Annotated in this window: 12 protein-coding genes; 6 read left to right on the forward strand and 6 right to left on the reverse strand. The window is 63.1% G+C overall.

Annotated elements, in window-relative coordinates; all coding sequences use genetic code 11:
• The 4 genes from GFD32_RS06315 to gloB all read right to left on the reverse strand — a co-directional run bounded on the left by GFD32_RS06315 (position 1) and on the right by gloB (position 5,013).
• Positions 1–1,074 carry a microcin C ABC transporter permease YejB gene (locus GFD32_RS06315; RefSeq protein WP_163575709.1) on the reverse strand — a complete coding sequence of 358 codons (1,074 nt, stop codon included), beginning with the start codon at positions 1,072–1,074 and terminating at the stop codon, positions 1–3.
• 21 nt (positions 1,075–1,095) lie between these two features.
• A complete protein-coding gene (locus GFD32_RS06320) occupies positions 1,096–2,943 on the reverse strand; it encodes an extracellular solute-binding protein (protein ID WP_163575710.1) in 1,848 nt (615 codons plus the stop codon).
• 95 nt (positions 2,944–3,038) lie between these two features.
• Positions 3,039–4,199, reverse strand: a complete 1,161-nt coding sequence (locus GFD32_RS06325; protein ID WP_163575711.1) for a transglycosylase SLT domain-containing protein — start codon at positions 4,197–4,199, stop codon at positions 3,039–3,041.
• A 46-nt stretch (positions 4,200–4,245) separates the two neighbouring features.
• Positions 4,246–5,013 (reverse strand): hydroxyacylglutathione hydrolase, encoded by a 768-nt coding sequence (gene gloB, locus GFD32_RS06330; protein WP_163575712.1) that lies wholly within the window; start codon positions 5,011–5,013, stop codon positions 4,246–4,248.
• A 134-nt stretch (positions 5,014–5,147) separates the two neighbouring features.
• Between gloB and GFD32_RS06335 the strand changes: the two genes are divergently transcribed.
• Genes GFD32_RS06335 through nudC form a run of 4 tightly spaced genes read left to right on the forward strand, consistent with a single transcriptional unit; the run spans position 5,148 to position 7,942 of the window.
• Positions 5,148–5,921, forward strand: a complete 774-nt coding sequence (locus GFD32_RS06335; protein ID WP_163575713.1) for a class I SAM-dependent methyltransferase — start codon at positions 5,148–5,150, stop codon at positions 5,919–5,921.
• A complete protein-coding gene (gene rnhA, locus GFD32_RS06340) occupies positions 5,914–6,402 on the forward strand; it encodes a ribonuclease HI (RefSeq protein ID WP_240455578.1) in 489 nt (162 codons plus the stop codon). Before GFD32_RS06335 ends, rnhA begins: the two co-directional genes overlap by 8 nt.
• A gap of 5 nt (positions 6,403–6,407) precedes the next feature.
• Positions 6,408–7,166, forward strand: a complete 759-nt coding sequence (gene dnaQ / locus GFD32_RS06345; protein ID WP_163575715.1) for a DNA polymerase III subunit epsilon — start codon at positions 6,408–6,410, stop codon at positions 7,164–7,166.
• Complete coding sequence (gene nudC / locus GFD32_RS06350; protein ID WP_163575716.1) at positions 7,166–7,942, forward strand: NAD(+) diphosphatase; 777 nt, start codon at positions 7,166–7,168, stop codon at positions 7,940–7,942. Before dnaQ ends, nudC begins: the two co-directional genes overlap by 1 nt.
• 21 nt (positions 7,943–7,963) lie before the next feature.
• On the opposite strand, the gene GFD32_RS06355 is transcribed toward nudC, so the two are convergent.
• A complete protein-coding gene (locus GFD32_RS06355) occupies positions 7,964–8,275 on the reverse strand; it encodes an SCP2 sterol-binding domain-containing protein (RefSeq protein WP_163575717.1) in 312 nt (103 codons plus the stop codon).
• Positions 8,276–8,444: 169 nt separating this feature from the next.
• Between GFD32_RS06355 and sohB the strand changes: the two genes are divergently transcribed.
• Positions 8,445–9,485, forward strand: coding sequence for a protease SohB (gene sohB / locus GFD32_RS06360; RefSeq protein WP_163575718.1), 1,041 nt, complete (start codon positions 8,445–8,447; stop codon positions 9,483–9,485).
• 10 nt (positions 9,486–9,495) lie between these two features.
• Here sohB and GFD32_RS06365 read toward each other — a convergent pair whose 3' ends face one another.
• Entirely contained in the window at positions 9,496–9,816 is a 321-nt protein-coding gene (locus GFD32_RS06365; protein ID WP_163575719.1) for an ArsR/SmtB family transcription factor, read from the reverse strand.
• Positions 9,817–10,133: 317 nt separating this feature from the next.
• Here GFD32_RS06365 and GFD32_RS06370 point away from each other — a divergent pair, with 317 nt between their 5' ends.
• Positions 10,134–12,074: a propionyl-CoA synthetase gene (locus GFD32_RS06370; protein ID WP_276208792.1), complete on the forward strand. Its 1,941-nt coding sequence runs from the start codon at positions 10,134–10,136 to the stop codon at positions 12,072–12,074.
• Positions 12,075–12,119: the final 45 nt, after the last annotated feature.

Raw genomic sequence — 12,119 nt, forward strand, 5'->3', positions numbered from 1 at the left:
TCAGGACTCCCGGGTGTCGAAGTCGATGCGCGGATCGACCCACACGTAGGTGAGGTCGGAGACGAGTTTGAGGAGCAGCCCGATCAAGGTGTAGAGGTAGAGCGTGCCGAAGATCACCGGATAGTCGCGCTGCATGACGGCCTCGAAACCGAGCAGACCCAGCCCCTCCAGCGAGAAGATTACCTCGATCAACAGCGACCCGGTGAAGAAGATGGTCACCAGCGCGCCGGGCAGGCCGGCGATGATGATCAGCATGGCGTTGCGGAACACGTGGCCGTAGAGGATACGCTGATCGCTGGCCCCCTTGGACCGAGCGGTGAGCACGTACTGCTTGTGAATCTCGTCGAGGAAGCTGTTCTTGGTCAGCATCGTCAAGGTGGCGAAGCTGCCGATGGTCATGGCGATAACCGGTAGGGTGATGTGCCAGAGATAATCCTTGACCTTGCCCCAGGCGCTGAGCTGGTCGAAGTCTGGCGATGTCAGGCCGCGTAGCGGAAAGAGATCCCAGTAGCTGCCACCGGCGAAGAGTACGATCAGCAGGATGGCGAAGAGGAAGCCGGGAATGGCGTAGCCGACGATGACTAGCCCCGAGGTCCAGACATCGAAGCGCGAGCCATGGTGCAGCGCCTTGCGAATGCCCAGTGGGATGGAGATCAGGTAGACGAGCAGCGTGGTCCACAGACCGAGCGAGATGGACACCGGCAGCCGCTCGATCATCAGTGCGACCACGGGGCGGTCGCGAAAGAAACTGTTGCCGAAATCGAAGGTGGCGTAGTCGGCCAACATCCCCAGGAAGCGCTCATGAGCCGGTTTGTCGAAGCCGAACTGCTGCTCGAGCTGTTCGATGAAGCGCGGATCGATACCGCGGGCACCGCGCGACTCGTCACGCACCACCACCTCGCCACCGCCGGTGTCTAGCCGGGTGCTGGCCATGCTGTCGGCGCCTTCGAAGCGGGCCAGCATCTGGTCGATGGGCCCACCGGGGGCGGCCTGAACGATGATGAAATTGAGCAACATGATGCCCACCAGGGTGGGAATCATCAGCAGCAGTCGGCGAAGAACGTAGCGGCTCACGGGCGGATCCTCGTGCTGGAGTCAGCGACCATGCAGACGCTGGTCGATTACGGCTTCGCGTTGGGTGTCGACCCACCAGGCGGACAGGTCGAAACCATACTCGGGAAACGGCTCGGGATAGCCGAATTTGTCCCAGAGTCCGAGGCGGGTCTCGCCAGAATGGTAGTGGGGGATGGTCACGAACTGCCAGCGCAGCACTCGATCCAGGGCGCGGGTCGCCGCATTGAGTTCCGAGCGGCTGTCGGCACGGATCAACTGGCCTACCAGGTCGTCGACGGCGGGGTGGCTCAACCCCATGAGGTTACGGCTCTGCGGAGCCTCGGCATAGTCGCTGGTCCAGTATTCGCGCTGTTCGTTGCCTGGGTTGTTGGACTGCGGAAACTGGCTTACCACCATGTCGAAGTCGAAGCGGCGCAGTCGGTTGAGGTACTGGTTGATGTCGACGATGCGAATGCTGCCCGCGATGCCCAGACGCGACATGTTGCGCAGCATCGGCTGCACCACGCGCTCCATGCCGGTGTCGTGAAGCAGAACTTCGAGGGTCAGGGGCTGCTCCGTCTCCGCATCGATAAGGCGCCCCTCCTCGACGACATAGCCCGCTTCGAGCAGCAGGTCGTAGGCGCGACGCAGGCGCTGGCGAAGATCTTCGGGATGGTCGATGGGGAGCGGCTTCGTGAAGACCTCTGACGGCAGCTCGTCGCGGTGCGGCTCCAGCAGTTCCAGTTGAGCCTCGCCCGGCAGGCCATCGGCGGCCATTTCGGAGTTCTGGAAATAGCTTCGCGTGCGACGATAACTGTCGTAGAAGAGATTGGCGTTGAGCCAGGGAAAGTCGAAGGCCAGCGAGAGCGCCTCGCGTACGCGGCGGTCCTGGAACTTGTCACGGCGCAGGTTGAAAACGAAACCCTGCATCGTCGCCGGTGCACCGTCGGGGACCGTGAGGCGCTTGACCAGGCCGTTGTGGTAGGCGGGAAAGTCGTAGCCGATGGCCCAGGTGGCGGCCCGGGCATCGGTGCGATAGTCGATGATGCCTGCCTTGAAGGCCTCCCAGGCGATGTCGCGATCGCGATAGTAGTCGTGTACCAGGCGGTCGATGTTGTGGCGTCCGCGGTTGACCGGCAGGTCGCGGCCCCAGTAGTCGGGGTCGCGCTCGTAGACGATGCGCCGCCCCGGATCCACCTCGGCGATGCGGTAAGGGCCGGAGCCCGGGTGTTTTTCCAGAGTCGGAGCACTGAAGTCGCGCTTGGCCCAATAGTGCTGGGGCAGGATCGGTAGCTGGCCGACGATCAGCGGAAGCTCGCGCGATTCGTTGGAGCTGAAGCTGAAGCGCACGGTGTGGTCATCCAGCGCTTCGACCGCCGACACCTCGGCGTAGTAGCTGCGGTAGAAGGGATTGCCCTCTTCGATCAGCAGGTCGAAGCTGTAGACCACATCCTCTGCGGTGACCGGTTCCCCGTCATGAAAGCGGGCCTCCGGGCGCAGATCGAACTCGATCCAGTGACGCTTGGGATCGAGCCGGACGCCCTCGGCAAGCAGTCCGTAAACGCTGAACGGTTCGTCGAGGTTGTTCTCGAGCAGAGTGTCGTAGATCGCACTGACGCCGGCCGCCGGGGTGCCCCGTATGATGAAGGGATTGGTCGAGTCGAAGCTGGACCCGACGGCAGCTCGTGTCAGGCTGCCGCCCTTGGGCGCCTGAGGATTGACGTAGGGGAAGTGCGTGAAGTCAGCGGGCAATGCGGGGTCATCATAGAGTGCCAGGCCATGCTGGGTGGCTACCGGCTCATCCGCGATAGTAACGGTGGCGACCAGCAGAGCCGCCAAGCTCAGAAGGCGTTTTTGTAGGCCACGGGTGATGATAGAACTGGCTGACATCCTTGACGGAATCCTGTGCTTCCTGGGAAGGCGACCGTCATAAGGTGTCAGGCGCGCTGCACCTTGTAAACTGCCATGAGCGTTTTTACCGAACGTCAGCGATATGCGAGGCTCTGCCCCGGCATATCGAGATTCTGGCCGACCTGGATGATGTCGCCCTGCAAGCCATTCTGGCGACGCAGTTCGTCGACGCTGACGCCGTGGTGCCTGGCAATGCGTGAAAGGGTATCGCCTCGTTGCACCACGTACTCGGTGACGTCACCTTCAGTCGGCTGAGGGGCGGAGTCGCTCAGGCGGGCCTGAATCATTGATTCATGCTCGCGGGGAACCAGTACGACGTCGGCGGTACCCGGATGCACCCGGCCGCCGGTGAGCCCCGGATTGAGTGCCGTCAGCTCGGACTGAGGGAGACCTGCCATGTCGGCCAGCCGGGCAAGATCGATGGTCTGCTCCACTGGCACCTCGGCAATGGCCGGAGAGACATCGATGGCCGGCAGTTCGATGTTGTGCGCCTCCGGGGCGGCGATGATGGCTGCGAGAGCATGCAGCTTGGGAAGGTATTGCATGGTTTCGCCGGGGAGGTCGAGGTTCCAGTAATCTCCCCGCTCGCCACGACCCAAGGCGGCATTGCGTGCCCGATTGACGGTGCCGGCGCCGGCATTGTAGGCGGCCAACGACAATTCGATGTCACCGTTGTACCACTGTTCCGCCTGAAGCTCGATGTAATCCAGCGCTGCACGCGTCGAGGCGGCCACGTCCAGTCGTCCGTCATACCCTTGCTGACGCAGGAGTCCTAGTGCGTCGGCAGTGCCCGGCATGAATTGCCACATGCCCGCTGCTCCCCGGTGGCTGCGAGCCTGCGGATCGAAAGAGCTTTCGATGAAAGGCACCAGGGCGATCTCGCCGGGTAAATCTCGCTGCTGGAGTTGAGCATTGATCCATGCCAGCCAGGGGCGGGCGCGTTCGGTGATCTCGCGCACATTGTGAGGGCTGGCGCGGTAGTGCTCGATCCAGCGCTGAACGCGGGGATCATCGGTATGGTGATCCCACTGCATCAGTCCACGCAATTGCTCCCAGGCGTCTGCAGCCTGCGGCTCGAGCTGCAATGCGTCCCAGAAAGAGTGAATCCTGGGCGTTCCGGAATGGGGCGATATGGTGGTTGCCTGACTGGTGGTGGTGGCCAGCGCCAAGGCGCCTGTCAGAGCGAAGCTACTGACCAGACCGATTGCCTGTCGTCGCGCCGTTCGATGGATCATGCGTTCTCCTTCTGGTTGCTGCGTTCGCAACATGCCGTGTCGTCGATCAGAAGCGATCTTTCCAGGCGCGCAGGGTGGTAAAGGTGGCTAGATCCGTGTCGGTATCCCCATGTGCAGCGGCGGCGGCGCGCACTTCGGGGTCCGCGCAGCGCAAGAAGGGGTTGATGCGTCGTTCTCGACCCAGATGGCTGGGCAGGGTGGGGCGGCCCAGTTCGCGAGCGCGCTCGGTCTCGACCAGTACCGATGCCACATCGGGATTGTGGGGGTCGGCGGCGCTGGCAAAGCGCAGGTTGGCCTGGGTGTATTCGTGGCCGGCAAAGACCAGCGTGTCGTCGGGCAGTTCGGCCAGGCGTTGCAGCGACTGGTGCATCTGTTCGGGCGTTCCTTCGAACAGTCGGCCGCAGCCGGCCGAGAACAACGCATCGCCACTGAACAGCAGTGGTGGTATGCCTGGCGTGAAGAAGGCGATATGGTCGAGAGTATGCCCGGGAACCGCCAGAACGTCGAAGCGGCGCCCCATGACGCGGCAGGTATCCCCGTCGCCCACGGCCTCGTCGATGCCCTTGATGTGGGGATTGTGAGGCCCTATGACGTGGGGTGAATAGCGCTGTATGAGCTCTTCCAGACCGCCGGTATGATCGTGATGGTGGTGGGTGATCAGCACTCTGGTCAGTTTCAACCCCTCACGCTCCAGCACCTGTATGACGGGGTCGGCATCGCCAGGATCCACGACGCAGACGTCGGGGCTCGTATCCTGGCGTAGAAGCCAGATATAGTTATCGCCAAAAGCGGGAATCGGTGTCACGCTCAGCATGGGCAGGATGTCCTCGTCGCGTCGTCAACCGAATGAGCACAATGGCGCCGGCCTGGCTCGCTGGCCTGCACGCTGTGTGAGCGCGGTGTGCCCGTGGCTTGCAAAACCCACAATCCTGGAGGCGACGCTCGACGATGTCAAACGCGCAGGACGCGATCACCCTCGCACGACTCTTCAGGGAAGGGCGACGCTACTGGGCAAGTGCCGACGGCACTGCGCACTGGCGCACCGAGAGAGCTTGCCTTGGCCCGATCTGCGAGCGCCTGCATGGCGGCCATCGCCTGGAACTGAGCATGGCACCGACTCTCACCGATATGTGTCCGATACGCCATGGCTTGCGTTGGGCGCCCACGGCCGAACTCGCCGAGTCTGCATCGACCTTGGTGTGTCCTCCCGATGCCCTGGCGCTACCCGACGAATGCCTGCATCTGGTGGTCATCCACCATCTGCTCGAGGTGGTACCCAATCCCCATCACTTGCTTCAGGAAGCGGCACGGGTCACGGCGGATGATGGGCGCCTGATCATCTTCGGCTGGGCACCGCTGGGCACGGCAGGACTGGGGCGCCTGTGGCCCGGTCGCCGCCAGAGGTTGCCGTGGCGCGGACGATGGCGTACGCCTGCCGGGTTGCGTGACTGGCTGGCGTTTGTCGACTTCCAGATCGAGCGGGTAGACTACTGCGGCTTTCATCTGCCCGGCAGCCTGCCGAGCAACGCGACGCTGGAAACCCTCGGCAGACGGCATAACCTGCCATTGGGCGACAGTTACATCATCCGCGCACGACGCCGGAGCCGGCTGGTCCATGTCCAGCGCCCTCAGTTGAGCCTCGGCGGCGCGCTCGGTGGCAATGCGCTGGGACATGCTTCTCGCGTCGGCCGCCAAAGTGAAAGGGCTCGTGACGTTGTCTGATGTTCACCAAGAAGGTTCGCTGCCCCGGGTCGTCGTCTACACCGATGGCGCCTGTCGTGGCAACCCGGGACCGGGCGGCTGGGGGGCCGTTCTCCGGAGCGGTCATCACGAGAAGACCCTGAACGGCTTCGAGATGCGGACAACCAACAACCGCATGGAATTGATGGCGGCCATCATGGCGTTGCGCGCTCTGAAGCGTCCTTGCGACGTCGCGCTGTGGACCGATTCCGAGTATCTGCGCCGCGGCATCACCGAATGGATCTACGGCTGGCAGAAGCGCGGCTGGAAAACGGCCAACCGCCAGCCGGTCAAGAATGCCGAGCTGTGGCGGGAGTTGCTGGAAGAGACCCATCGCCACCACATCCAATGGCAATGGGTGAAAGGACATAGTGGCCACCCCGGTAACGAGCGCGCCGACGCCCTGGCCAACGCCGCTATCGATGCACGGGCGGCAACCGCCGTCCCCGCCAACCACGAGTGAGTTTCATGCGACAGATCGTTCTGGATACCGAAACGACCGGCATCGATCCACGTGAAGGACATCGGCTCATCGAGATCGGTGCCGTGGAACTGATGAACCGTCGTCTTACCGGCAATAATTACCATCAGTTCATCAATCCCGAACGCGAGATCGAGGCCGAGGCGATCGAGATTCATGGCATCACCAACGAGCGGGTCGCCGCAGAGCCACGCTTCGCCGAGATAGCCGATGACTTCTGGAGCTTCATCCAGGGCGCTGAGTTGGTGATCCACAATGCCGCCTTCGACGTCGGTTTCATCGATCACGAATTTCAGCGGCTGGCCGAGCACGGAGGCGCTCGGCTCGGGCCGGTGGCCGAGCATTGCCGCATTCTCGACACCCTGAAGCTGGCACGTGACCGTCATCCTGGCCAGCGCAACAACCTGGATGCGCTGTGCAAGCGTTATGACATCGACAACGGCCACCGGGTACTGCATGGCGCGTTGCTCGATGCGGAAATTCTCGCCGATGTCTACCTGGCCATGACCGGCGGGCAGACCGCCTTGACGTTGGATGCCGACGAGGCCAGCAGCAACGAGGCGGTGGCGGGGGGGCTGGCCATTCGCCGACTGTCGCTCGCCCCCGGCAGCCTGCGCGTCGCCGTGCCGAGCGATTCCGAGCTGGAATCGCATCGCGCCAAGCTCGAGCGAATCCGCCACGCGGCAGGCCACTGTCTGTGGGATGGCCACGACGAACCGTCGGTCAGTCTTTCGGGGAACGAGTGATGCTGCGCCGTGAGCTGCCCATCGGTGCGACAGCGGGAAGGGTGGTGCGCATCGCCGAAGGGCGGATCGCACCGGCAGCTGACGGCACCCCGTTGCAACCTTCGCAGCCATGGCGCGATGCCTGGCAACCGCTGGGCTACTGGAATGACGAGGCCGTTGCTCTGGCCATGGATGAGAGGCCGGATGCTGACTGGCCGGACGGCCGTCACTGGCTGTCCGCGCTTCCCGAATACTGGTTTCCGTTGCTTTCCACCGCCCTGCAAGTGGCTGCCTGGCTCCGCAACCACCGCTTCTGCGGACGCTGCGGCGCACCCGCCACGCGACTCGATACGGAGTTCGCCATGGTCTGCAAGGGCTGTGGCCACCGCAACTATCCGCGCATCTCGCCGTGCATCATCACCTTGGTGACCCACGGCGAAGCGCTGTTGCTGGCTCGTAGCCCACGCTTCCCGCCTGGACGCTACTCGACTCTGGCCGGCTTCATCGAGCCCGGTGAGTCGGCCGAGGATGCCGTACGGCGCGAAATATACGAAGAAGTGGGTCTGACGGTCGGGAGAGTGCGCTATTATCGCAGCCAGGCGTGGCCGTTCCCGCACTCGTTGATGCTGGGCTTCTTCGCTGAGGCAGCGAGCGAGACGCTGAACATCGACGGCGTCGAGATCGTCGATGCCGCCTGGTTCCGGGCGGGCGAACTCCCTAGGCTGCCCCCTCTGTATTCGATTTCCCGTGCGCTGATCGAGACGCACCTGGCCGACGTGGCAACGGCCGGCCGTTAGAGAGCATTGCCGGCGTGACGATCAGTGGGAGGGAAACAGGCTGGTGAGCTTGGTGGCCAGCATGACGTTTCCGGTAGCCTTTAGCTTGCCCGTCATGAAGGCGCTCATGCCATTGATGTCGCCGTTCATGACGCCCTTTAGGGTCTCGCTGCTCATGCTCAGGGTTACCGTGGGGTCATCGTGCTCCCCTTCGTGAACGCCCAGCGTGCCATCCTTGACGATCAGGTAGTGGCTACCGGCATCGTCGAAGTGGAATTGGAAGACGTCGTCCATGCCCTTGGCGGCTTGGGGGTCGAAACGTTGCTGCAGTTTCTGGAGCGTGGTACTGGACATGGAGAATCCTCCTGCGGTGTCGTTGGGGAGCTGGTGTCATGGGGGCGGCAGGCAATGCCCGAACCTGGGCCATGAGCGTATTTCGAACGATTGTTTTAATCAAGGGCATTGTACCGATTCCTACCCAGGGGCAGGATATTAGCATCAATCGGGCAGCGGAGATTTCAGGGTGGAGGAGTGGGTGACCGAGCTAGGGCTGTTCGTGGCCCGACTGGCGATTCTGGCACTGGTGATCGGCCTGGCACTGGCGCTGATCGCTCGTTTACGAAACGATGATGGCAGCCGTTTGCGCTTGCGTCTCGAAGCGCTCAATGACCGCTACGAATATCGTCGTCGGCGTCTGGCACTGGCCGCCAGCGAGCCCGGCGCGCGCAAGCGCATGCTCAAGGCCTTCCGACGTGATGACAAGGCACGTGGGCGTCGCGAACGGCAGGCATCGCCGACGAAGAACCAGACCGTCTGGGTGCTCGACTTTCATGGCGACATCCGGGCCAGTGGCACCGGCCGCCTGGCGGAAGAGATATCGGCGGTTCTGGCAAGTGCCGAAGATGGCGATGAAGTGGTGCTGCGGTTGGAGTCCGCCGGCGGACTGGTTCATGCCTATGGCCTGGCAGCCGCGCAGATGGATCGACTGCGCGAGGCCGGCCTGACGACCACCGTGTGCGTCGACAAGGTCGCGGCCAGTGGCGGCTATCTGATGGCCTGTGCCGCCGACCGCTTGCAGGCTGCCCCCTTCGCCGTGGTCGGCTCGATCGGCGTCGTGGCCCAACTGCCCAATCTCCATCGCTTGCTCAAGCGCCATGACGTCGACGTGGAACTGCTCACCGCCGGCGAGTACAAGCGCACCCTGACCGTATTCGGCGAGAACACGCCGGAAGGACGCGACAAGTTTCAGTCCGACCTCGACAATACCCACCGCCTTTTCAAGTCGCATGTTGCCGAGCGGCGACCGACTCTGGACATCGAGGCCGTGGCCACCGGCGAGATCTGGTACGGCCGGGATGCCCTGTCGCGTGGCTTGGTCGACTCGCTGGGTACCAGCGAGTCCTACCTCGTCTCGCGCATGGATGAGGCACGGGTCATCAGCGTTCGTCTGGAACCACGACGCTCCATGGGCGAGCGCCTCGGCATGGCCGTCTCCTTCGGCGTAGAGCGCAGCGTCGACCGGTTGCTCGAACGTCTCGATGCCGGCCGCTGGGAAAAGCGCTGAGCCAATACGTTCACAGACGCTGCAAGCGAGCCAGCGTCTCGACCAGTGCGCGGGCCTGTTCGCCGTGAAGCGAGTAGAAGATGGTCTGGGAGGCGCGCCGCGTCGTCACCAGTTCTTCTCGTCGCAAGATGGCCAGGTGTTGCGAAAGTGCGGACTGGCTCAGCGCAAGACGGCGGTTGAGCTCGGTGACGGACAGTTCGGTGTCATCGAGCAGGCAGAGAATCCTCAGTCGATTGTCGTTGGCGACGGCCTTGAGCAGGGCCGTCGCTTCGTCTATGGCCTCATCGCCTGCCGAGAGCAGGCGTGCGGCGGCACTCTGTAAGGTGCTCATCTCGGTCTCCCCGTATTGGCTCGCCGGGCGCGTCGTATTGGGTCGTCGTCAGGGGCCTCGGGAGCCTGGTCGAGCGGCCGCACGAAAGGTGCGGAGCGACTCACAGCCAATATCGGTCTTCGTGGCATTGCTCATTTAGTCATCTTTGATAGTGGCTGAACTTCTGTCAAACGCCGAGTCAACGCAACTTCTGCGGTCGTCGCCATGCAGTAGCCATTTTGTCGACAATATGGACGCCCACGACTATCGATCCAGCATCGTTAGCCGATGGTATGAAGGAAATTCACTAGAAAACCTCTAAAGTGTCAACAATTACCGTGGCAACTCGGACGTCGGACAGCAATCACATGACCACCTACAAGACCGAATTCCAGCGCTCCATCGAACAGCCCGATGCCTTTTGGGCAGAACAGGCTCGCCGCATTCCTTGGTTCACGCCGCCTTCGACCATTCTCGAATACGACGAGCAAGATCATGCCCGCTGGTTCGTCGATGGCGAGCTGAACATCTGTCATGCCGCTCTCGATCACCACGTGGCTGACGGCCGCGGCGACCAGCCAGCCGTGTTCTGGGACTCGCCGGTTACCGGCAGCAAGCGCACGCTGAGCTACCGCGAGATGCGCGACGAGGTCGCTCGTGTGGCGGGAGCCTTGCGCGATCTGGGTGTCGAAAAAGGCGACAGGGTCGTCATCTACATGCCCATGGTGCCCGAGGCACTGATGGCCATGTACGCCTGCGCTCGGCTGGGGGCGGTGCACTCGGTGGTGTTCGGCGGCTTCGCGCCCCACGAGCTGGCCGTGCGCATCGACGACGCCAAGCCCAAGGTCGTGATGGCGGCTTCCTGTGGCATCGAGATCGATCGCGTGATTCCCTACAAGCCGATACTCGACGAAGCCGTTGTCCAGAGCGAGCACCAACCCGATGCCTGCATGATTCTGCAGCGCGAACGTCAACCAGCGACGCTGGGCCCCCGCGACCATGACTGGTCGGCGTTGGTGGCCAAGGCCGAGCCGGCCGACTGCGTACCCGTCAAGGGCAGTGATCCGCTGTACGTGCTCTATACCTCGGGTACCACCGGCAAGCCCAAGGGCGTGGTCCGCGATACCGGAGGCTACGCGGTGGCCCTGCACTACTCCATGGAGACGGTCTACGACGTGGCGCCGGGCGACGTGTTCTTCTCCGCCTCGGACGTGGGCTGGGTCGTTGGCCACTCCTATATCGTCTACGCGCCGCTGCTGCGCGGTTGCACGACGGTGGTGTACGAAGGCAAGCCGGTGAAGACGCCCGATGCCGGTGCCTTCTGGCGTCTGATCAGCGAATACCGCGTCAAGAGCTTCTTCACGGCCCCCACGGCTTTTCGTGCCATCAAGAAGGAGGACCCAGACGGCAAGCTGCTCGATCAGTACGACATCTCCTGCCTCAAGGCACTGTTCCTGGCGGGGGAGCGCCTCGACCCGCCGACCTTCCATTGGCTGGACGATCTGCTCGACGTGCCGGTCATCGACCACTGGTGGCAAACCGAGACCGGTTGGCCGATCGCGGCCAACCTCCAGGGGCTCGAACCCATGCCCACCAAGGCCGGCAGTGCCACCGTGCCAGTACCGGGCTTCGACGTGCGAATCCTCGACCGGGAAGGAGAACGCGCCAAGTCGATGGAGCAGGGCAGCGTGGTCATCAAGCAGCCTTTGCCGCCGGGCTGCCTGACCGGCATCTGGGGCGATGCGCAACGCTTCCACAGTGCCTACATGGCGGCGTTCCCCGGTTACTACCTCACCGGTGACGGGGGTTATTTCGACGAAGACGGCTATCTCTTCATCATGGGGCGCACCGATGACGTGATCAATGTCGCTGGGCATCGCCTCTCTACCGGCGAGATGGAAGAGGTGGTCGGCGCCCATCCCGCGGTTGCCGAGTGTGCCGTCATCGGCATTCACGATGCACTCAAGGGCCAGGTACCCGTGGGCCTGGTGATACCCAAGGACGGGTTCGAGGGCGACGAAGTCGCCTTGGAAGAGGAACTGATCGATCGGGTCCGGCGGCAAATCGGCCCCGTTGCCTGTTTCAAGCAGGTATTGGTCGTCAACCGCTTGCCGAAAACCCGTTCCGGCAAGATCCTGCGCAAGTTGCTGCGCAATATCGCCGACGGCAAGGAGTACGGCGTGCCATCGACCATCGACGATCCGGCCAGCCTGGAGGACGTCCACGAGGCCATGAAAGAGCGCTCGGTGGGTGCTTCCCATGATGCCCGACAGCTCTGAATCATAACAAGGCACTAGCCATTGCGACGCCGCCTCCGGGCGGCG

The organism is Halomonas faecis (assembly GCF_010993975.1).
GTDB lineage: Bacteria > Pseudomonadota > Gammaproteobacteria > Pseudomonadales > Halomonadaceae > Halomonas > Halomonas faecis.